The sequence below is a fragment of the Alloscardovia omnicolens DSM 21503 genome (genome assembly GCF_000420505.1).
Classification (GTDB): Bacteria; Actinomycetota; Actinomycetes; order Actinomycetales; family Bifidobacteriaceae; genus Alloscardovia; species Alloscardovia omnicolens.
The window spans coordinates 20,389-42,168 of sequence record NZ_ATVB01000010.1 but is presented as its reverse complement, the minus strand read 5'-3'; the positions used below and the strand labels follow the sequence as shown (position 1 = coordinate 42,168).

At 46.7% G+C, this 21,780-nt stretch carries 17 protein-coding genes; 6 read left to right on the top strand and 11 right to left on the bottom strand.

All coding sequences use genetic code 11. The features are described 5' to 3' along the window. Positions 1-19 precede the first annotated feature (19 nt). The 3 genes from G464_RS0105300 to G464_RS0105290 are packed head-to-tail and all read right to left on the bottom strand — an operon-like array spanning position 20 to position 2,917. Entirely contained in the window at positions 20-718 is a 699-nt protein-coding gene (locus tag G464_RS0105300; RefSeq protein WP_021618767.1) for a TrmH family RNA methyltransferase, read from the bottom strand. After that, the gene (locus G464_RS09025) at positions 715-1,491 is read right to left on the bottom strand and encodes a hypothetical protein (RefSeq protein WP_022857031.1); all 777 of its coding nucleotides are present in this window, start codon (positions 1,489-1,491) and stop codon (positions 715-717) included. The genes G464_RS0105300 and G464_RS09025 overlap by 4 nt, the downstream gene beginning before the upstream one ends. Before the next feature lie 10 nt (positions 1,492-1,501). Continuing rightward, complete coding sequence (locus tag G464_RS0105290) at positions 1,502-2,917, bottom strand: DNA recombination protein RmuC (protein ID WP_021618769.1); 1,416 nt, start codon at positions 2,915-2,917, stop codon at positions 1,502-1,504. 108 nt (positions 2,918-3,025) lie between these two features. Between G464_RS0105290 and G464_RS0105285 the strand changes: the two genes are divergently transcribed. The 6 genes from G464_RS0105285 to G464_RS0105260 all read left to right on the top strand — a co-directional run bounded on the left by G464_RS0105285 (position 3,026) and on the right by G464_RS0105260 (position 11,211). Beyond that, positions 3,026-5,497, top strand: coding sequence for an HAD-IC family P-type ATPase (locus G464_RS0105285; RefSeq protein ID WP_022857029.1), 2,472 nt, complete (start codon positions 3,026-3,028; stop codon positions 5,495-5,497). Between the two features lie 101 nt (positions 5,498-5,598). After that, positions 5,599-6,693, top strand: coding sequence for a LacI family DNA-binding transcriptional regulator (locus G464_RS0105280; RefSeq protein ID WP_022857028.1), 1,095 nt, complete (start codon positions 5,599-5,601; stop codon positions 6,691-6,693). Positions 6,694-6,962: 269 nt separating this feature from the next. Beyond that, positions 6,963-8,231 carry an extracellular solute-binding protein gene (locus tag G464_RS0105275; protein ID WP_022857027.1) on the top strand — a complete coding sequence of 423 codons (1,269 nt, stop codon included), beginning with the start codon at positions 6,963-6,965 and terminating at the stop codon, positions 8,229-8,231. Continuing rightward, complete coding sequence (locus G464_RS09020) at positions 8,231-9,148, top strand: carbohydrate ABC transporter permease (RefSeq protein WP_022857026.1); 918 nt, start codon at positions 8,231-8,233, stop codon at positions 9,146-9,148. Before G464_RS0105275 ends, G464_RS09020 begins: the two co-directional genes overlap by 1 nt. 11 nt (positions 9,149-9,159) lie before the next feature. Further along, entirely contained in the window at positions 9,160-10,002 is an 843-nt protein-coding gene (locus G464_RS0105265; RefSeq protein ID WP_022857025.1) for a carbohydrate ABC transporter permease, read from the top strand. Positions 10,003-10,023: 21 nt separating this feature from the next. After that, complete coding sequence (locus tag G464_RS0105260; RefSeq protein ID WP_022857024.1) at positions 10,024-11,211, top strand: glycoside hydrolase family 1 protein; 1,188 nt, start codon at positions 10,024-10,026, stop codon at positions 11,209-11,211. 94 nt (positions 11,212-11,305) lie between these two features. Here the strand turns inward: G464_RS0105260 and G464_RS0105255 are convergent, their stop codons facing one another. The 8 genes from G464_RS0105255 to G464_RS0105220 form a co-directional block, all read right to left on the bottom strand. Further along, on the bottom strand, positions 11,306-11,803 hold the full coding sequence (locus tag G464_RS0105255; RefSeq protein WP_022857023.1) for a GNAT family N-acetyltransferase: 498 nt from the start codon (positions 11,801-11,803) through the stop codon (positions 11,306-11,308). Beyond that, positions 11,800-12,387, bottom strand: a complete 588-nt coding sequence (locus G464_RS0105250) for an NUDIX domain-containing protein (protein ID WP_022857022.1) — start codon at positions 12,385-12,387, stop codon at positions 11,800-11,802. Before G464_RS0105250 ends, G464_RS0105255 begins: the two co-directional genes overlap by 4 nt. A gap of 101 nt (positions 12,388-12,488) precedes the next feature. After that, positions 12,489-15,110 carry an ATP-dependent chaperone ClpB gene (gene clpB, locus G464_RS0105245; RefSeq protein ID WP_022857021.1) on the bottom strand — a complete coding sequence of 874 codons (2,622 nt, stop codon included), beginning with the start codon at positions 15,108-15,110 and terminating at the stop codon, positions 12,489-12,491. Positions 15,111-15,509: 399 nt separating this feature from the next. After that, positions 15,510-16,502: a nucleoside hydrolase gene (locus tag G464_RS0105240; RefSeq protein WP_022857020.1), complete on the bottom strand. Its 993-nt coding sequence runs from the start codon at positions 16,500-16,502 to the stop codon at positions 15,510-15,512. Next, positions 16,503-17,600, bottom strand: coding sequence for an ABC transporter substrate-binding protein (locus tag G464_RS0105235; RefSeq protein WP_026472634.1), 1,098 nt, complete (start codon positions 17,598-17,600; stop codon positions 16,503-16,505). A gap of 284 nt (positions 17,601-17,884) precedes the next feature. Beyond that, entirely contained in the window at positions 17,885-19,297 is a 1,413-nt protein-coding gene (gene lysA, locus G464_RS0105230; RefSeq protein ID WP_022857018.1) for a diaminopimelate decarboxylase, read from the bottom strand. A 162-nt stretch (positions 19,298-19,459) separates the two neighbouring features. Then, positions 19,460-21,232 (bottom strand): arginine--tRNA ligase, encoded by a 1,773-nt coding sequence (gene argS / locus G464_RS0105225; RefSeq protein ID WP_022857017.1) that lies wholly within the window; start codon positions 21,230-21,232, stop codon positions 19,460-19,462. Positions 21,233-21,348: 116 nt separating this feature from the next. Continuing rightward, positions 21,349-21,738 carry a Rid family detoxifying hydrolase gene (locus G464_RS0105220; protein WP_021618783.1) on the bottom strand — a complete coding sequence of 130 codons (390 nt, stop codon included), beginning with the start codon at positions 21,736-21,738 and terminating at the stop codon, positions 21,349-21,351. Positions 21,739-21,780 lie beyond the last annotated feature (42 nt).

The following is a 21,780-nucleotide window of genomic DNA, read 5'->3' as shown; positions in this document are numbered from 1 at the left end:
CTTTGACTGTTAGAACACTCTAACCGATTACGCCGTGTTGCATAACCCATGTATGCATGGCAACTGCAGCAGCAGCGCCTGCATTGAGGGAACGAACGGAGCCTGTTTGAGAGATATACACCACATCATCAGCGCGTTCTAGAGCTCGGCTTGTTAAACCAGGGCCTTCTGCTCCGAAAATCATGACGCAATTTTCTGGAAAATCATAGCGTTCTATTGGCTGCGCTCCTGGCACAATATCGAGAGCAATAATACGAGGACGTGGCTTGCCTTCTTGCTCAGCTCGTGCTGTGAGATTATCAATGAACTCGTCAATACTGGCATGATGATGCACATGCTGATACAGCTCAGTCATTAGTGATCCTTTACGGTTCCACTTTTTAGGACCAATAATATGCACGGCATTAGCAGTGAAGGCGTTAGCAGTTCGCACAATGGAACCGATATTGAAATCGTGCGTCCAGTTTTCTACCGCTACTTCAAAACCGTAGCGTCCACGCTCATCGAGATCTTTTTTGATTGCTTCAACGCTCCAGTAACGGTAGCGATCCATCACATTGCGACGGTCTCCTTCATTAAGGAGTTCTTCATCATACTGCTCACCTATTGGGCGTGGCTCATCTGGATGCTCTTCTTCCCATGAGCCGACACCGATTTCTCGCAATCCAGGATTGCCTGCCGCCATTACTCGCCGTGTAAACTCACTTGGTGGAATCATGCTTCGTGCACATCCTCACCTTGTACGCCATCACCTTGTACGTCTTTATCTGAGAACACAGGAATGAATGGTACAGATGTAACATAGCCGCTAACAGGGTTCACAAGCTGAATCTCGAGCTCTTGTGACGCATGATCATGGTCGCAACCGCCACCGCAGCAACTATCTGAGTTGCCACAACCGCCATTACCGCATTGGCACACGTGGTCTTCGCCATGCATACTCTCGCCATGCCCTCCCACGCTTCCTACTAAGGAAGTTATAGCGCAAATCTGAGCACCTTCATTTTCGAGCACAGCAAAATCTACATTCAACTCATTGCCGTGAGTAAGCGTAACAACGGAAGAAGTTTGCACAAAGGACTTTTCCGACAGCCATGCATCCACAAGAATAACACGCTTTCCTGCTATTGACGGCCCTTTAATACCAGGGAACACAAAATCCATTAGGAAACCATCAAGAATTTGACCGCGAGACGCCGCTGCATGAATCATTGCAGTAACTAACGGAATGCCTGCGGTGGTCATAGCTCCCACAGCGTCAAAATCGTCGAGCATAAAACCATGAGTTTCTAAAACATCAAGGAGAGCGTGACCAGCAAGCGTTGCACCATCATGATGATAGGTTACAGAGGTGAGTTCGCTAAACTGTTTATTCACTACTTCAGCACGCACCAACTTTTCTAAGCGTTGCGTTGGCTCAAGCATTTCTTCCGGTAAATCAGCAATCTGCTGAAGTAAATCGGCGCTTCCTGTTGCTTTGAAATCTGTCATGATTGATAGTCTATCTTTCCGTCTCGTCGTCCCATGTGGTAATAAGTTCCGGCGCGGTTATTTCGCGAATATCGCTCTTTTTCTCGTCTTCAATAGGCTGTGGCAGCTCAAACAAATTCCCACCGTCTAATTTCGAGAGTTTGCGTGCCGTTGGCACCACCTTCGATTGTAAGGAACCAACGAATTTATTGTAGTCGAGCACAGCTGTTCCCAGCGTACGACCGAGCTTTGTGGCATGAGCGCTCATCGTTCCTAAACGATCGAAAAGATCTCGAGATAGGTCGAAAAGCTGCTGCGCTTCGTCACTTAATGTTTGCTGCTGCCAAGCGAAAGCGACGGACTTCAACACCGACCATAAGGTAACGGGTGAAGTAAGTGCCACCTGCTTATTAAACGCATAATCCAGAATTGTTGGGTCAACATCCAAAGCTGCCTGCAGAAGCGATTCGTTTGGAATAAAGGCGATAACGAAATCTGGCGCCACACGATCATCGCCATTTTTCCAATACTCGCGCTTGCCCAACTCATCAATATGCGCACGTAAGGCTTTAGCATGTTCATGCAGATATTCATCGCGCAATTGCAATTCTTGCTCAGGAGCAGCATCGCTTATTTCACATGCCTTCTGATAAGCAGAATATGGCACTTTCGCATCGATTGGAATGAACTTTCCATCTGGCAAATTCACCACCATATCAGGACGCTGCCGTTGCCCATCATTACCGTGCACCACATATTGTGTTTCAAAATCAACATGTTCACGCAAACCAGCAGATTCCACAATATTCTTCAGCTGTGCTTCGCCCCATGCACCGCGAATCTTGTTATTGCGCAAAGCCATAGCCAAACTCGTTGTTTCTTTATCGAGCTTTTCTTGCGCTTTACCCAAACCGAGCAGCTGCTCTCCCAGCTTACCCATTTCACTCTTGCGGCTTTCTTCCATCAGAGCCACTTTTTGCTGCAGAATATCTAAGTTCTTCTGCACTGGAGTCAGTGCCTTCAGCACGCGAGACTGTTCTGTGAGTTCTTGCTCTTGCTTAGCGCGCAGTTCTTCTTCGCGCTTAAGCTCTTTCTCTCGTTCACGCTCTACACGCTCTTCTTCTGCCTTACGCGCTAACTGCACGTCTTTACGGGCAGCGTCGAGTTGCTCCTGAAGCAGCACAAGTTTCTCACGCTCTCCCTGCACTGTTCCCTCGAGCTTAGCAGTTGCCTCACGTTCAGCAGCTAAATCGCCGCGCAGTTGTTCCACATGCTCAGTCAAACTATCACGAGCACTCGTTAGTTCCTGCACTTGCTGTGTAAGATGCTCAGCAGAGTCTTGATTTTCGCCCTTCGCCCCCGCACGCGAACTCATGCGCGCGTACATAAAACCCAGCGCGCCACCGAGAAGAGCACCAATAACAAGAGCAATAATAAATTCGAACATATGTTCGACAATAGCAGAAGGTATCGCCACGAGCTGAACCTCGCGTTGCGTTGAAATATACAGCCCTTCAAGCTCATTAAGATAGGTAGAGACAACGAAGGGATAATCATGATTTTTGTATACTGCGCAGTTGCAATAGTCCTCAGCATAGCTTTAGTCTGGTTCTTTTTTGCTCCACGCAAAGGCGAGCACACCGTTATCAATGGCGCAAAGCAAGAGATTACCATAAGCATTAACGGCTCATATTCTCCTGCTCTTATCTACGCACAGGCAGGAACACCTCTGACCATATATTTTGACCGCAAAGATAGTGGCGAATGCACCTCACATGTGGTTTTTTCCGATTTGGGACGAGACACTTTTCTTCCTGCAGGGCGCACAACCGCTATACATTTACCTGCTTTATCTGCTGGTGATTATCCTTTTGCCTGCGGTATGAATATGGTGCACGGCATGTTACGCGTCACCGGCGAAGGCGGCACGAATATTGATAGCGATACTGATTCCGATACTGATGCCACCATCAGAGAAACAAACAACACCACCGAAGTTACCGATTCCCATTCAGACGACCGCACTGCCGAACTCAACACCCTGAAGAAGCGCTTCCTCGTCGGCGTTATTTTTAGTATTCCCGTGTTTATTCTGGGCATGGGCTTCATGTTTTGGGGACACAACTCCTCGCTTCCAATCCTCCACACACTCAATAACCCTTGGATTCAGGCTGTTCTCGCCACGCCTGTTATGCTCTATACTGGCTGGGATATTCACCGTATTGGCTGGAGCGCACTTATTCACCGCAATCCAGAAATGAATGCGCTTGTTACAGTGGGAACGAGTGCCGCCTATGTCTTTAGCATGCTGGTATGCATTGCTCCTGAGATTCTTCCAGCAACCGCTCGCCACGTCTATTTCGACACAGTTGTTGTTGTACTCACTCTTGTTGTTATGGGTTCGCTTATTGAATCGCGAGCGCGAGCTGGCACGAATAGTGCCATTGAAGCGCTCATGGCTCTGCGCCCTGATACTGCACGCGTTCTCAGCGATTCCGAGCTCAAAACCGAAGCGTGGCGCTTGCCGCAGGCTGGCACTCAAACGCCAATGAGCCAGATTAAAACTGGCGATATTGTGCAAGTCCCTGGCGGGCACAGCGTTCCTGCTGATGGTGTGATTGTGCGCGGTTCAGCTCGTTTCGATGAGTCTATGATGACCGGCGAGTCGGCTGCGATTGAGCGCGTAATAGGAGATGCTATTACGGGTGGCACTTTGAATCTTAATGCTCCTGTTGCGCTGCGCATTACGGCAACCGGTCAGGATACGGTTTTGTCGCAGATTATTCAGCTCGTTGCTTCTGCTCAGGCAAGTAAAGCTCCTGTTCAGGCAGTTGTCGATAAAATTGCCCGCGTTTTTGTTCCTGCTGTTTTTCTTATAGCTTTGTGGACCTTCACACTGTGGATGATTTTTGCCCAGCGGTCCGCTTTTAGTTTTGCATTAACTACTGCTGTTACTGTGCTTATTATTGCTTGTCCATGCGCTTTAGGCTTAGCTACCCCTCTATCTATTACCGCAGCTATTGGGCGCGGCGCTCAGTATGGTATTTTGATTTCCTCTGCTGATGCGCTCGATAAGGCGCGTTTTATTCGCACGATATTTTTTGATAAAACAGGAACGATTACACAGGGTGTAGCACAGGTACAGGATGTGAGTTCTGCCCGTATTTCTTATACGCACGACCGCATTAAACCGACGTCTGCAGCAGCTTTGGCTGAGCTTACCGACATGGGAATCCGCACGATTATGTTGTCAGGAGATAAGACTGAGGTTGCCAAACAGGTTGCTCGTGAGGCAGGAATATCCACTGCGATTGCACAGGTGAAACCAGATGGCAAAGCTTTTTGGATTTCTCATGCTCAACAGCAGCGCGGTGCCGAGAGAAACCATATGATTGCTATGGTGGGTGATGGCATTAACGACGCGCCTGCTTTAGCTCAGGCTGATTTAGGTTTTGCTATGGGAACTGGCACAGATATTGCTATGCGATCCGCTGATGTAACGCTGATGAACGGAGATATTACATCGGTTGCACGCATGATTCGTTTGAGCCGCGCTACGATGCGCAATATTTACCAAAACCTTGGTTTTGCTTTTGCTTACAATCTTGTGGGCATTGTTATTGCCACTGGCATTCTCTACCCTTTCACTGGTTGGCTACTCAACCCAATGATTGCAGGACTTGCCATGGCTTTTAGTTCAGTTAGTTTAGTGCTCAATTCCTCGCGCGTACGCACTGCACGCATAGACAGCTCGCGCGAAGCGAAACCACTGAACTCTGCTCATCCCCAGATTATTATTGACGATAGTACTCATTCAAACCAAGGAGAACTCATGTTTGATTTTTTGAAGAAAAAACCAACCGCAGCCACAAGTGGTCTTGAGGATGTGCTGATTGACCCTATCTGTGGAATGACCGTTGATGCCGACCAGCGTCCTTTTGCTTACGGAAGCAAGGTATACCACTTCTGCTCAGACCATTGTTTAGAAGCTTTTAAGGCAGAACCACAGAAGTATATGGAAGAATAGTAAGCAGAATGACTCTTAAAAATTATGTCGTAACAACTTTTTCAGGGTACACTGTTTAACAAACCGATACAATAAGCAATCCGAGAAACGTGTGGTAGCGTATGCGAAAATCAACAGTGTATGATGTCGCCAAAAAGGCAGGAGTGTCAACTGCCACGGTTTCTTTTGCATTTAGACATCCAGATAAGGTTAAAGATAAAACTCGAAAAAAAGTACTTGATGCCGCAGCCATTCTAGATTATGTACCTTCTGCTAGTGCTCGAGGTCTCGCTCGCGGTAAAACAGGTGCATTGGGACTATATTCCTTTGACATGTTACTGGAACGTCCACTAGGTAGCGAGCTAGAGGATCTTAACGCACTCAACGAGCAAAATGATTCTTCTTTTACTCGCCCAAATATGTTCGTTTACCCACTCTACGTTGACGAAATACAGCGTGGATTCGAACTTGAATGTTGGCATCGAGGTAAAACTGTTTTACTCGGCACCGCAAACTCTCCAAAAGAAAATAATTCCATTACTGACATTGCAGGTAGCGTGGACGGATTAGCTGTTTTCCCTAATCACGGTACAGACGACTTGCCACTACCTCAACTATGCCGAACAGTTCCATTAGTACGCATCGGCGATCTTGATAACACTTTATCCTGCGCCAGCATATACTGCGACAATACTGCTGGAATTATTTCTCTAATCGACCATTTAATCGATATTCACCACATAACGGACATGTCTTTTATTGGAGAGATTACAACTTTTGATATGCGTAGCAGATTCAATGCTTTCCAACAACATGTCACTCAACGAGGCATCCAAGTAACAACAGCTTTACTAGATAATTCAGAAGCCACATCACAAGAGTGGATGGTTAAGCTCTGCGAAGCAATCGACACTAATCAACTTCCTCAAGCAATCGTATGTGCAAATGACCAGACAGCACTCAATGTTATGGAGATCTTAACCGATGCCGGCATTCGTATTCCAGAAGATATTCTTATAACCGGTTTTGATGGAATTATGGCAGCAGAATTCTCTCGTCCACCTATCACAACTGTTCGCCAGCCAATGGAACACATGGGACGCCTAGCCGCAAAACTTCTTGACGAACGCGCAGGCATACCATGGGATTCACCTCAATCATATAAACTTCCAGTGCGTATGATTATTGGTGAAAGTTGCGGATGTAAAACACAATAAAACATTCATTCCCGACGCAACAGGAGATTTACTACTTCTTTTTTATGCTTTCTAAATCAGCATACAATTAAGCTCCACTACAAAAATCGCTACCTATTATCTGCCTGTCATACAGGTAATTACAATAAATCACACCTCAAATCAAATTTTTCTATCATATGACATGCCTCGACATTCATCTATTCTCTACTTGACAAAATAAAATCTAAGCGCTTAAATATTAATGTAATCTAACCGCTTAGATTACAAGAGTTCGAGGAGGAACGACCATGTTCAAATGGAAGAAAAGTATTACTTTAGCTGCATGCGTAGCACTGATTTGCGGAATGGGCGCTTGCGGACGTTCACAAAACAGTAATACAAACAGCGCAGCCGAAACACAAATAGATTCAAAACCAGCTTCAGGCGAGTTAACAGTTTGGGCAATGGGTAACGAGGGTGATCTTCTTGGCGATTTCGTCAAAGGATTTGAAAAGGATAACCCTGATGCCAAGGTAAAGGTAACAGCTATTCCATGGGCATCAGCACACGATAAGATTCAAACCGCAATAGCTGCAGGTACAGTGCCTGATGTTATTCAAATGGGAACTACATGGATGGCTGATTTCTCAACAGCATTCGATGCAGTACCAGAAAACTTCGATTTATCAGATTTTACGGAAGGACCTCTTAAAGCAGGTCAAGTAGATGAGACTCAATTAGGTGTTCCATGGTATGTAGATAGTCATGTACTCTACTATCGCACTGACATTGCCGCGAAAGCCGGTTGGAACCACGCACCAAAAACGCTGGATGAACTCAAACAAATGGCATCTGATGTGAAGAAAGTTGATGGCGTCAAAAACGGCATATTAATCTCTCCAAGTGGCGCGGATTCATGGCAGGGCACACTCTGGGCATTCTTCTCCAGCGGCGTTCAGCTAATGGATAGTTCAGAGAAATGGACATTAAACACTCCTGAGATGAAGAAAGCTACTACATATCTCGACAGCTTCTTTAAAGAGGGCATAACCAACACTAATCTCGACACAACTCCTGGCGTAAGTATTACACAATTCGTTCAAGGAGAATCACCAATCATGACAGGCGGACCAACCACTATCAGCCAAATTGCAGACCAAGGGGGCGATTCATCGTCATATGCCACAGCTGTAATCCCACGCGGTGAAAGTTCCACTTCCTTCGTAGGAGGAGCTGACTTGGTTGTTATGAAAGAGTCAAAGAACAAGCAATCTGCATGGAAATTTATCCAATGGATGACCAATCCAACCACTCAAGTCGAATGGTACAAAGTTGCTACAGTCCTGCCATCTTCTCAGAAAGCCTGGGAAGACAGCACGCTCGCAAATGATGACAAGTTGAAAGCATATGGAGAACAGCTAAAGAGCACCATGGCTCCACCGGCTGTTCCAGGATGGCCACAAGTGTCAGCAGCAGGAGACCGAATTATGGAGCAAATCTATAAAGGTTCCCTCTCGATTGATGAAGGCCTTAAACAACTCCAAGCAGAAGCAGACAAGATCGGGACAGGTAAATAATGAAGCAGCAAGCCGATAATAATAGGGGAACGCCACCAAACACTCTACATCGTAGACAAAATGCAGTGGCTTGGGGCTTTATCGCTCCGTTCATTGTAATCTTCAGCGTATTTATGTTCATTCCTCTAATTACGTCGATTGGAATGTCTCTTACCGATATGACATCACGTGATTTACGCACACCTTTAAACGTAGATTTTAAAGGACTGGAAAATTACATTGCGCTACTCACAGACCCACGGTTCCACAAAGCTCTACTTACAACAGCTATCTTCGTTGTTATCGGCTTGCCCCTAACTATCTGTATCGCGATGGCGTGCGCAACTGCCCTTAATAAAGGATCTCGTCATCTCAATTCTATATTTAGAGCAATGCTCTACGCTCCAGTCGTTGCAAGTGTTGTTGCTGTATCCGTTGTATGGCGCTACATTTTACAAGAAGACGGATTGCTAAACTCCATACTAGCTCTCATAGGAATTCATGGTCCTGATTGGTTGCACGATACACATTTCGCTTTACCAGCTCTCATGGTCATGACTATCTGGCGCAACATGGGAACACTCATGATTATTTTCCTCGCTGGCTTGCAAACAATCCCAACGGAATTAAAAGAAGCAGCAGCAGTTGATGGAGCGGGAAAATGGCGTATATTTACGCACATCACCCTGCCATTAATGAAACCTACAATTCTGCTCGGGGCGGTGTTGATTTCTGTTGCATATCTGCAATTCTTTGAGGAATCCTTTGTCATGACACAAGGAGGACCTCTCGATTCAACACTTTCAGCTGCATATTATGTTTACCAGCAATTTGGTTTCGGCCGCTATGGTATTGCTTCAGCAGCTAGCTGGGTATTGTTCATCATTATTGCACTTGTCAGCATATTGCAGTTCCGCCTACTGCAATCAGAAGATTAGAGGTACGTACAATGCAATCAACTAGTAAGCATATTCGTACAGCAACACGCAGGATTCCAATTTATATTATCCTGTCGGTTATCAGTCTCATATGGGTCTTCCCATTTCTGTGGATGGCTTTAGGCTCACTCAAAACACAACGTGAAATATTAGCTAAGCCACCACGTTTACTGCCAGATCACGCAACCCTTGCGAATTTTACGAAATGGTTTGAACAGCTAAATTTCAGTACATATTTCACTAATAGCATTATTGTTGCTGTCATTACTGTTTTGGGAAATATCATTTTCTGCTCAATGGTTGGATATGCCTTAGCTAAAATGCAATTTCGTGGCAAAAATATTGTGTTTGGCGCAGTTATGGTAACGCTTATGGTGCCAAGCGTTGCAACATTTGTGCCGCTCTTTGTGATTATTGCAAATCTGGGACTTTCTAACACATATGCCGCATTAATCTTACCTTTCCTCACACAACCTGTGGGAGTATTCCTCATGCGACAATTTATGACCGGGATTCCTGATGCCGTTATTGAAGCAGCTCGAATCGATGGAGCCGGGGAGCTAAGGATTTTCTTCCAGATAGTACTGCCACAATGTGGCCCCGCTATTGCAACGCTATCTATTTTGACTTTCCTATCTAGTTGGAATAATTTCCTCTGGCCATTAGTAGCTGCTCAATCCGACTCAATGTACACATTGCCGGTAGCGCTCTCCCTCTACTCTACTGGTCAAAATGCAACCAATTACAGCGTTCTACTTGCTGGAGCAGTACTTATTATTACACCGATTCTTTTACTGTTCATATTCCTACAACGTTACTTCATTGAAGGCGTAGCAATGACAGGTATTAAGTAAGACTTTAAGAAAGGAAAAGCTATGACTGCCCAGTCATATAAATTCCCACAAGATTTCATTTGGGGAGCATCCACCGCTGCACACCAAATTGAAGGCAACAATACAAATAGCGACTGGTGGGCTCGCGAATACGCACCACAGACTGATTTGAAGGAACCTTCAGGTGATGCCTGTGATAGTTACAATCGATATGAAGAAGATATACGCTTACTGGCACAGTCTGGTCTAACTATGTATCGCTTCAGCATTGAATGGGCGCGAATCGAACCTATAGAAGGTGTGTATTCTCGGGCACAACTTTTACATTATCGTGCAGTTATTGATACATGCCATAAGTACAACATCGAACCTATGGTAACGCTACATCACATGACTTTACCTCTCTGGTTTGCTTCCCAAGGTGGCTGGTTGCGTGATGATGCCGCAGATATTTTTTCTCGCTATATTGAATACGTCAAGCCGATTCTTCATGATGTGACGTGGGTATGCACTATCAATGAGCCAAATATGGTTGCGCTCACTCAGGGAGGTACAGAAGGGTCTGATTTTGCGGCTTCTTCCTTACCATCACCAGATTCAATTATCTCTCAGCATCTTGTTGAAGCACATAAACGAGCACGCGATGTTCTTTCTTCTATAGAAGGAGTCAAAGCAGGTTGGACAATTGCATGCCAAGCATTTCATGCGATACCAGGATGTGAAGCTGAAATGGAGGCATACCAATATCCGCGTGAGGATTATTTTACTGAAGCTGCAGCAGGCGATGACTTCATCGGAGTTCAAGCATATCTGCGAACATTTATCGGTAAAAATGGCCCCGTCCCGATTCCTACTGATGCCGAGCGAACTTTAACAGGATGGGAATATTTCCCACCTGCACTTGGCATAGCGGTACATCACACTTGGGAAGTAGGACGACATACACCGATTTTTGTAACAGAAAATGGAATTGCCACGTCTGACGATAGTCGTCGTATCGACTATACCTACGATGCTCTTGCTGGATTACACAGTGCTATGAACGATGGTATTACAGTACATGGTTATTTGCATTGGTCATTACTTGATAATTATGAGTGGGGATCATACAAACCAACATTCGGATTGATTGGCTGGGATAAAGAAACTTTCGAACGCCAGCCACGCCCTTCACTAGGCTGGCTAGGTGAGATTGGACAAACCAGTATAGTTCAACATCCGACACGTTAAGAATAATCACATGTGGGCAGTTCATGTTTTAACAGAGCTGCCCACACTTATAATTTAATCGCTCATTTCACCATCATCTTAGATGCTTCCAAATTTATTCCAAGCTTAACCAGTACCGCTCCACTCCCCTGCGCACATCTTCGAGAACGCCACCTTGCGAGAGAATAGTTGCACGGCTAGCAGGATTCGTATTATGGCAGGTGATAAGAACAGGATTAATATCAGCTTCATAAGCCTTCTGCAAACCTAAACGCAACTGCTCTTTCGCATAGCCCCGTCCGCGTTGGGTAGGGCGAATGGAATATCCAATATGCCCACCTTGTTCACGCAGATAATCATTGAGTTCTAAACGCAGGTTAAGAAATCCAAGTGCTGTACCAGTCTCATCAAAAGAAACAAACTGTTGAGCGCAAACGAATCCTTCTTTTACTGGCTCAGTTTGTGCTCGACGACACTCATCTAACCAAACATCAAAATCAAAAGAACCTTTCTCCCAGAAAGCTCCATCATAAGCAGAGTTATGGCTTTCAAAATCGCTAACCATATCCTCGATAGCTGCGCGATCCGGCTCAACTGGCGAACGTAATATCATTTCTTCTCCCGAATAAACTCATGCAAGACCAATGACATGCGCTGATCTATGGAATCAGCGCCTTCAAGCACTGCACGAGCCTGAGCACGGTCTACCCAACGCACAGTAATATCCTCACTATCTTCTAAGTGCTGATGTACATCTGTCTGCGCGTCATCTACCGTCATATACACAAACGCAACAGTTTCGTTCGTCATCCCTGGTGAGGTATATGTGGCACGCAATACATCGTCAACACGCACAACATCGTAACCAGTTTCTTCTTTAAGCTCACGCGCGGCGGCCTGTTCAAAGCTCGAATCGTCAGCATCAATAAGCCCAGCAGGGAAAGCCCACACATAGCCGTTAACTGGTGGACGATACTCTTTAATAATGAGCATACGCTCACCATCAGCAGAGCGAGCAATAATAGAGACCGCATCGCCTTCGTCACGGTTAAGATCTTCTAAATTTTCAGCCGGATGGCGCGTAACCACGTCATAGCGGTTCGTTTCACCGTTATCGAGCTGAACCATCACCTTATAACCACGAATAAAACGGCTCGGATCAACTAAATCATTGCTTTCAATACTGATGTTCTTCATAATGTAACTGTACAGCGAGCACAAGAAAGCCCTCTACAGACAGCTGCAGAGGGCTAAGCTTGTTATTTAAGCTTGTTATTTAAGCTGTTACTGTTTTGCGTTTAATCGTTCAGTTGCACGTCTTCAGTAGCCCAACTGCTCAGCTCCAAATGCTCGCCACCGGTCTGATCGACCAGCACGGTATCGCCGTCGTGCACAGCTCCCGACAAAAGCATGCGCGCCAACTGATCTCCTACTTCACTTTGCACCAAGCGACGCAAAGGACGCGCACCGAAAGCTGGATCATAGCCCCTATCGGCAAGCCATTCGCGAGCAGACTTCGTTACGTTCAAAGTGATGCGACGCTCTGTTAAACGGTCAGCCACAGCCTTCACCTGAATATCAACAATATGAGCAAGCTCATCGCGAGTTAGAGGATCGAAAACAATCAAATCATCCAAACGGTTAATGAATTCTGGCTTAAAGTGCGCATGAACAGCGTTCATTACCGCCTGCTTGCGCGCCTCACCTTCAAGCTCCGACGAGACAAGGAACTGCGAACCCAAGTTCGAGGTCATAATCAAAATCGTGTTCTTAAAGTCCACTGTTCGACCCTGACCATCAGTTAAACGACCGTCATCAAGAACCTGCAATAAAATGTCAAAAACTTCTGGATGCGCTTTCTCCACCTCATCAAAGAGCACAACAGAGTACGGACGACGACGCACAGCTTCGGTCAACTGCCCGCCTTCTTCGTAGCCGATATAGCCAGGAGCCGCACCAATTAAGCGCGAAACGGAGGACTTCTCCATATACTCGCTCATATCAATGCGCACAACCGCTCGTTCATCATCAAAGAGGAAATCTGCCAAAGCTTTAGCCAGCTCCGTTTTACCCACACCTGTTGGCCCCAGGAACATAAAGCTAGCCGTTGGGCGGTTTGGATCAGAAATACCTGCACGAGAACGGCGCACAGCATCCGAAACGGCACGCACAGCTTCTTTCTGACCAATAACGCGCTTGCCCAGCTCATCTTCCATATGCAGGAGCTTTTCGTTTTCTCCCTGCATCAAGCGACCAACAGGAATGCCCGTCCAATCCGACACAATTTGAGCAATAGAATCAGCATCTACATGATCTGGAACCATTGGCTCAGTTTCGCTCTGTTCAGCTTTGCTATCATCCGCGTTCCTTTCAGCCGCAGCCAACTCCTTTTGAATAGACGGAATATCGCCATACAAAATGCGCGATGCCTTCTCTAAATCACCCTCACGAGTTGCTTTATCCGCTTCCACGCGCAAAGCATCGAGCTGAGCACGCAAATCGCCCACCTTGTTATGTCCACTCTTTTCAGACTCCCAGCGAGCATTCAAACCTGCCAACTGTTCGCGCGTATCTGCAAGCTCCGATTGCAACTTTTCCAAACGCTCCTGAGATGCAATATCTTCGGACTTTTTCAGCTGCATTTCTTCCATCTCTAAGCGCGTAACGCGACGGCTCAGCTCATCAATCTCTTCTGGAGAAGAATCGAGTTCCATACGCAAATGAGCGGCTGCTTCATCGACCAAATCAATAGCCTTATCTGGCAGCTGACGACCCGAAATATAACGGTTAGACAGTGTTGCTGCAGCCACTAAAGCGTCATCACCAATCGTCACTTTATGGTGTGCTTCGTAGCGCTCCTTCAAACCACGTAAAATCGCAACCGTATCTTCTACGCTTGGCTCACCCACGAATACTTGCTGGAAACGACGCTCAAGAGCTGGATCTTTCTCAATATTTTCACGATACTCATCCAGCGTTGTTGCACCAATTAAGCGCAGCTCACCGCGAGCCAGCATAGGCTTGAGCATATTGCCCGCATCCATTGAACCTTCTGTAGCTCCAGCACCCACGATGGTATGGATTTCGTCGATGAAGGTAATAATATTGCCCTCTGCGCGCTGAATTTCCTCCAGCACAGCCTTCAAACGCTCTTCAAACTCACCACGATATTTTGACCCAGCCACCATTGATGACATATCGAGCGTAATTACACGTTTATTTTGCAGCGTTGTTGGCACATCTCCCGCTACCACGCGCTGAGCCAGACCTTCAACAACAGCAGTTTTACCCACACCTGGCTCGCCGATGAGTACTGGATTGTTTTTCGTGCGGCGGCTCAGAATTTGGATAACACGGCGAATTTCCTTATCGCGACCGATAACAGGATCCAACTTTCCCTCGCGAGCGCGCGCAGTTAAATCTGTTGAGTACTTTTCGAGCGCCTTGTACGAGCCTTCTGCGTCTGGGCTGGTTACTTTCGCCCCTCCACGCACGCTTGGAACTGCTTGCGTGAGGGCTTGAGCCGTTGCGCCAAACTTCTTGAGAATGCCTGCTGCTTGAGATTGACCCTGAGCCACAGCAATGAGCAGATGCTCGGTTGAGATATATTCATCGCCCATTTTTGACATGATTTTTTGAGCGTCTACCAGGGCTACTTCAACTGAGCGTGCTGCTGATGCTTGGGTAGTAGTATTTCCTCTGACCTGCGGCAAAGCTACGAGAGCATTACGGATTGCCGCGCCAATTGACTGCACGTCTGCACCGGTAGCCTCCAGCAAACCGCGTACCACGCCTTGCTCTTGATTCAGGAGAGCATCAACTAAGTGAAGCGTTTCTACTTGAGGATTTCCTGCAGCAGAGGCGCTTTGAACTGCTGATGAAATGGCTTCCTGCGCCATTGTTGTAAATTTCTGTTCCATATCAGACCTCTTTTATTCTTACTTGCATGCTTCTGTTTATGCAAGTTTCCTTGTTTCTGATATGTATAACAGTTTGTATTTCTACTTATTCCCAAAACTTGAGTGAGTAGGACTCAAGTTTTGAGGGCGGGGTTGGAATTGATGGCTGTTTTCGCCAGTTTCGTAGTTGTTTGAGGGCTGAAGAAGGGCAATGTTGCGTCTTCTGTTGTAGCGCACATACCGCACATGTCACACATGCCGGCTTAACCGATTAATACACCTGCTATGCCACTTTTGATGCACAAAAATGGCTTCAAAAGTGGCATATCGGTTGCGCATATCGACTTCACGCGATGGAGAGGGAAAGAATAGCGGATCAAAGCCTCATAGATAGCCCATATAACCGTACAAAAAGCCAGCCTACTCCATCACCGCATTCATCCGCTCACATGCAGACAAAACACGCGCATACCATTCAGGCACAAATCGTTCAGCATCAACGCCTAATGCCATGCGCACATGTTCAGCCGGAGAGTTAATCAACGTAGGATCTCCTACCGTGCGTCCACGCTGCGGTCCTTCTAAATCAACCATGAGGTTAATCGGGAAACATGTAATCAGCGTTGGGTCTAAAGCAGCTGCCACAGCTAAAGGATCATGCAGCGGAGATCCAGCCATAAACACAGGATCCGCCTGCTCATTTGCATTAATATAATAGGCTAAAGCATCCGCCAAGAAGCGTCCAGCAGTTCCACCCTGCTGTGCAAAACCGTTCATATGAGCGCGAGTCATTAAAGTGCGATGCGTCACGTCAATTCCCACAACGGTAATATCTGCTCCACTGTGGAAAACACGATTGGCAGCTTCCGGGTCGTTAACCATATTGGTTTCACTAATAAGGTTATAGCAATTACCAGGCTGCGTGAGTGCTCCACCCATAATCACCAGATGCAAACGCTCAGCAAGATGAGGGTAGTGTGTGAGCATGGCGTCAATATTGGTCAAAGGACCGGTAGCAATAACAGTAACCTTCGAACCCAATTCTTCCACAATCCGCGCTTCGAATTCCACTCCGCCCTCGAGAATATCTCCTCGCTCAACATGTGCGGGAAGCTCTAACTGAGCTCCTCCCCAACCGTTTCGCCCATGGAATCTCTCACAGCCTTCATCAACCTCGTACTCACTCAGCGTTTTCTCGAAGGACGGCACTGGCTCACCATGATAAGCCGGCACACGAGCTAATCCTGCAGCATCAAGCAAAGCACGGTTATTGCGCGTTGCCTGATCTTCAGTCACGTTACCGAAAGTGCCCACAACGCCCAGTATCTCTACCCCCAAAGAGCCGAAAAGATACATGAGGGCAACGGTATCGTCAATACCAGTGTCGCAATCGAGAATAATACGCTGAGTCATTTATTGAATAGCTTTCACAATATCGTTTCCAGACACGAGGAAACTCTTATCAATCTGTTGAGTTGCTTGAGGAGCAGTGGTTACTGTCTGATTATTTGCATCCGTATACGCGCCAGCATCTGCTACGAAGTCAAAGTACTTCTGCGCATCATCAGGATCCATAGTACCGATGGTAAAAGCACCTGACTTCACATCATCGTGCTTACCCCAGTAATTTCCGTCAACAATAACCTGCATAGAACGCTTCACGAACTTCGGGTCGAGCTTTGCACCCTTAGCTCCATCTACAAGAATCTGGGCAGCCTCATCTGGGTGCAGATATGCCCATGTGTAACCCTTTTGAATAGCGCGGGTAAAGCCTTCTACGGTCTTCATGTCGCTAGAAATCATCTTCTCAGAAGTAATAACACCAATTTCATCCGCATTACCCGGAACACCATAATCTGGTTCAGTCCAGCAATTGAGTTGAGGGCCATACATCTCAGCTTGCACGCCTTCCCAAGTGCTATAGAAACCACCAAAATCAGCCTTGCCCGAGCTTAAGGTTTGGAAAGTTGACGTGCCCACAGTAACTTTATCGAACTTACCTTCGCCGCCATCGGTCTGAATCATACGGCGAATAACGGCATCAGATTCGTTCGCGCCAAAAGTAGCAAAAGTTTTACCATCGAAATCGCGCGGACGAGTAATATCTTTATTCGATTTCAAAGAACACCAAATAGCAGAAGTGCGCTGCTGGATCTGAGCAATAACCTTCAGACCTGCTTTTTTAATATTGGCAACTCCCACGTTAAAGGTATTAGATAACGCGAAATTTGCGGCTCCCGTTGATACCGACTGTTCAGCGCCTGCCTGAGAGGTAGCAACAATATCGACGTTTAATCCTTCTTGCTTAAAATAGCCGCGCTGAGCAGCAACGTAAGCGCCAATATGATTGGTATCAGGAGCCCAGCTGAGCATGAAAGATACCGTTTTGAGATTATTCTGTGATTTTTCTTGAGAAGATGCTGAGCAACTTGCTAAAGAAGCGGCTAGAGCTACAGCAGTTACAGAGCTAATGCATACAGATACAATACGATGAATAGACGTTCGTGGCATCATGAACCTTTTCTCTCCACAATTTCTTGCCAGTTCTTGCTTGAGTAGCACGGCACTCAAGCCCGTACAATTCACCAGAAATTGTGAAAGGTATAAACTGTACGGCATTAAATTTTCCTGAATTAGTATACAAAGCCGGTAGATTTGAGTCAATTATTCGCGCTTCTTAGGAGGCACGTAGCTGTTCCTCATGTTGACTTATTGAACGCGCAGTAGTCACAACAAAGCGGTCAGCTCTCTCCTACCATATTGAGCACAGGAAAGCTGACCGCTTGAATCAGAATTTACTCACTCACATCCAAAGACAGTAAATCGTCTACAGTTTCGCGACGCATCATAATATGCGAGCCTTCTTCGTTCACAGCTACCACTGCTGGGCGCAAAATCTGATTATAGTTACTTGCCATGGTACGACCATAAGCGCCGGTTACTGGCACAGCAAGCAAATCACCGCGTTGCACATCTGCTGGAAGCTTCACATCATGCACCACAATATCGCCTGATTCGCAGTGCGAACCCACAATACGAGCTTGAATCGTATCCGTTGTTGCAGGTGCGCGGTTAGTAATAGTTGCGGTATATTGTGAACCATATAATGCTGGACGAATATTGTCGCTCATACCGCCATCAACGCTCACATATACACGGGAAGCTCCGCCTTCTAATTGCACAGTCTTTACCGTGCCCACACGGTAAATGGTGTAGCCAGCAGGAGCCACAATCCAACGTCCCGGCTCAAAGCTCACCGTTGGTAATGGCAGTCCTGCTCGCGATGAATCATCTTGCAAAGCAGCGGCAATACGCTTCATCGTTACGTCAACATCCATAGACGCATCGCCATCAACATAGGCAACAGAATAACCGCCACCCAAATCAATTTCAGGAGCAACATAGCCATCTGTAGCGTAAAATGCGCGACGCAATACCATCACACGCTCAGCTGCGGCAATAAAAGCATCAGCATCGTGAATTTGAGACCCAATATGTGAATGAATACCCACAAGTTCCAAATCATCCTGCATATCTAAAACATCGTGCATTGCAGCTACAGCTGGACCATGAGCAACCTGATCAAAGAATTCCACTGACTGCACATCGCTCACGTCGCTATGGTCAGCAGGAAGCAAAGCAATACCGAATTTCTGATCTTCATGAGCAGTCGAAATATATTCATGACCTCCAGCATGCACACCTACGGTCACACGCACCATAACGCGAGCGCGCTTGCCTACTTCACAGGCAATACGGGCGATGCGTTGCGCTTCATGCGGCTCATCAATCACAATCTTGTCGAAATCGTTCTCAATAGCTAAACGAATTTCGTCATCGCTTTTATTGTTACCGTGCAAAACTAAACGACGACCTGGCACACCCGCAGCCAGAGCAATCTTCATTTCACCCCATGTACAGGTATCTACATACATGCCTTCATCGGTAACAATGCGAGCAATTTCTTTGCTCAGAAAAGCTTTACCAGCAAAGCTCACATGAGAGGTGGTATTAGCAAAAGCCTCACGCACAGTATTAACAAAATAGCGAGCACGATCGGCAACATCAGTAGTATCCATCACATACAGTGGCGTGCCATAAGTGGTAGCGAGCTGTTCAAAACTTTCGCCGCGGTCTTCCCATGCACCCGTGTGTTCATTGATGTGTACACCACTTGGCCAAATTCGGGTAATGTCTGGTGTTGTCATGCGCGCATCTTTCTCTTGCTTGTCGTCTTGCTTATTGTTCTAGTACATATAGTAAAGGCGCTGGCTGACTGCCAACGCCCTACTTTTCACAGCTTACGTGAAAAACCACGCGAAAACTTACACGAAAACATACGCGGAAACTTAAGCTAAACCATGCGAGCTCTACATTTTCTCCGGAGCCGAAACACCAAGCAAACCTAAAGCATTCGCCAAAATCTGACCAGCAGCGTCGTTGAGCTTCAAACGAGCTGCTGCGCGAGCTGGCTCAGGATTCTTCGCAATGCGTATGGCTTCAGCATTGTCGCGTGCGGCTTCTGCGCCGGTTAGTTCCATAGGAACAACACGCTCAGCGGCATACCACTTGTGATACTTTCCAGCCAATTCCTCAGCATAGTGTGCCAAACGGTGGGGTTCACGCAAATCACCAGCAGTTGCTACCACAGATGGATACAAAGCAAGTTCAGCTAATAATTCAGAATCTGCTTCGGTATCGAGCAAGCTCAAGTCCGCACCATCATATGAAATTCCTGCTGCAACCGCATTGCGATCCACGTTCTTAGAACGCGCGAAAGCATATTGCACGTAATACACAGGATTATCGTTGGTATGAGAAGCCAACAAACCTAAATCAATGTCGAGGTTCTGGTTGTATGAGGTGCGTGCCAACGAGTAACGGGCAGCATCCACTCCCACAGCATCAACAAGATCATCGATAGTAATAACGTTTCCAGCGCGCTTACTCATCTTAACTGCTTCGCCGTCTTTCATAACGTTAACGAGCTGACCAATCAAGATTTGCATATTCTTATGTGGCGTATCGCCAAAAGCAGCACATACAGCCATCATGCGACCAATATAACCGTGATGGTCTGCACCCAGCATGTAAATAGCCACATCTGCAGGATCTTGAGCGCGGTGACGCTTGTTCATATAGTAAGCAATATCGCCAGCAATATAGGCGGCATTACCGTCAGACTTAATGATAACGCGGTCTTTATCGTCACCATACTTAGTAGATTCAAACCAGGTTGCGCCATCTTTTTCGAAAATATCTCCCTGAGCGCGCAGCTGAGCAATTGCGCGGTCTACTTCACCAGATTCATACACAGCATTCTCGTGGAAGTACACGTCGAAGTTCACGCGGAAGTCCTTCATGGACTGCTTAATCTCGTCGAACATCATTGGCACTGCACGCTTGCGGAATTCTTCGCGCTGCTCGGAATTGCCTTCAGCGCCATCTTCACCAGTGATGCGAGGCAGAGCAAGAACATCCACTCCCTCAGCTTTACCCTGCTCCACAACGCGAGCGGCAATATCGTCAATATAAGCGCCTTTATAGCCATCTTCTGGCGTTTCTTCGCCATGCGCTGCAGCCACGAGAGACTTAGCAAAACGATCAATCTGTGTTCCATGATCGTTGAAGTAATATTCGCGCACAATTTTGGAACCATTAGCTTCCAATACGCGCGCCATGGAATCGCCCACAGCAGCCCAACGGGTACCACCAATATGAATAGGACCAGTTGGATTAGCCGATACAAACTCCAAATTCAATGTTTGTCCGCTTAAATGCGTATTTGTTCCGAAAGCGCTTTTCTCTTCCAAAACAGTGTCAACGATAGCCGCAGCGGAGGCTGAATCAAGAACAATATTAATAAAACCAGGGCCTGCAATATCAACGCTTTTAATACCGTCAGCCTTCTCAAGCTCGGCAGCAAAAAGCGTAGCGAAGTCGCGCGGCGCCATACCCGCTTTCTTAGCCAACTGCATGGCAATATTGGTAGACCAGTCACCGTGAGCGCGATCCTTTGGACGCATAACGGCGAGCTTTTCTACGGCAGGAATCTGTTCAATCTGTAAATCGCCTGCTTTACCCGTATCTACAAGAGCGGTGGCGATGTCATAAATTAACTGTGCAAGTGCTTCTGGACTCATGAGCGCTAGTTTAATAGTTGCGCCCTACACACGAGCCGTTGCACGGGGTGGCGCGCGGCTTACCGCTCAGCTTGAGATAGGGCGTTCAGTTCTGTTAGCACTGCATTAACACTTACTTACTCTTGCACAGCAATAGCATCAATCTCCACAACAGCGCCTGGCTTAGGAATAACATTGGAGCCAAAAGCTACGCGAGCAGGTTTCACTGCACCCTCCACATACTTGGCATATACGTCGTTGATTTGCGCGAAATCTGCAGCGTTTTGCATATAAATTGTTGCGCGCACGATTTTATCGAGACCGCTTCCTGCTTCTTTGAGGATAGCTTCGATATTTTTCATCGCTTGATGCGTTTGAATAGCAGGGGTTGAACCTGCCAGTTCGCCAGTTTCTGGATCGATGCCGAGCTGACCGGATACGAAGACGAATCCGTTTGCTTTTACTGCTTGACTGTATGCTCCCAAAGCTTGAGGAGCGTTGCTGGTTGCCACTTCTTCAATAGCCATTGCGTTATCCTTTACTTTTTATGTAGACCTCTTGATTAGCAT

What these genes read in the sequence shown, in the direction of transcription:
- G464_RS0105300 (WP_021618767.1), bottom strand. Translation starts at nt 718, where the DNA reads ATGATTCCACCAAGTGAGTTTACACGGCGAGTAATGGCGGCAGGCAAT.
- G464_RS09025 (WP_022857031.1), bottom strand. Translation starts at nt 1,491, where the DNA reads ATGACAGATTTCAAAGCAACAGGAAGCGCCGATTTACTTCAGCAGATT.
- G464_RS0105290 (WP_021618769.1), bottom strand. Translation starts at nt 2,917, where the DNA reads ATGTTCGAATTTATTATTGCTCTTGTTATTGGTGCTCTTCTCGGTGGC.
- G464_RS0105285 (WP_022857029.1), top strand. Translation starts at nt 3,026, where the DNA reads ATGATTTTTGTATACTGCGCAGTTGCAATAGTCCTCAGCATAGCTTTA.
- G464_RS0105280 (WP_022857028.1), top strand. Translation starts at nt 5,599, where the DNA reads ATGCGAAAATCAACAGTGTATGATGTCGCCAAAAAGGCAGGAGTGTCA.
- G464_RS0105275 (WP_022857027.1), top strand. Translation starts at nt 6,963, where the DNA reads ATGTTCAAATGGAAGAAAAGTATTACTTTAGCTGCATGCGTAGCACTG.
- G464_RS09020 (WP_022857026.1), top strand. Translation starts at nt 8,231, where the DNA reads ATGAAGCAGCAAGCCGATAATAATAGGGGAACGCCACCAAACACTCTA.
- G464_RS0105265 (WP_022857025.1), top strand. Translation starts at nt 9,160, where the DNA reads ATGCAATCAACTAGTAAGCATATTCGTACAGCAACACGCAGGATTCCA.
- G464_RS0105260 (WP_022857024.1), top strand. Translation starts at nt 10,024, where the DNA reads ATGACTGCCCAGTCATATAAATTCCCACAAGATTTCATTTGGGGAGCA.
- G464_RS0105255 (WP_022857023.1), bottom strand. Translation starts at nt 11,803, where the DNA reads ATGATATTACGTTCGCCAGTTGAGCCGGATCGCGCAGCTATCGAGGAT.
- G464_RS0105250 (WP_022857022.1), bottom strand. Translation starts at nt 12,387, where the DNA reads ATGAAGAACATCAGTATTGAAAGCAATGATTTAGTTGATCCGAGCCGT.
- clpB (WP_022857021.1), bottom strand. Translation starts at nt 15,110, where the DNA reads ATGGAACAGAAATTTACAACAATGGCGCAGGAAGCCATTTCATCAGCA.
- G464_RS0105240 (WP_022857020.1), bottom strand. Translation starts at nt 16,502, where the DNA reads ATGACTCAGCGTATTATTCTCGATTGCGACACTGGTATTGACGATACC.
- G464_RS0105235 (WP_026472634.1), bottom strand. Translation starts at nt 17,600, where the DNA reads ATGCCACGAACGTCTATTCATCGTATTGTATCTGTATGCATTAGCTCT.
- lysA (WP_022857018.1), bottom strand. Translation starts at nt 19,297, where the DNA reads ATGACAACACCAGACATTACCCGAATTTGGCCAAGTGGTGTACACATC.
- argS (WP_022857017.1), bottom strand. Translation starts at nt 21,232, where the DNA reads ATGAGTCCAGAAGCACTTGCACAGTTAATTTATGACATCGCCACCGCT.
- G464_RS0105220 (WP_021618783.1), bottom strand. Translation starts at nt 21,738, where the DNA reads ATGGCTATTGAAGAAGTGGCAACCAGCAACGCTCCTCAAGCTTTGGGA.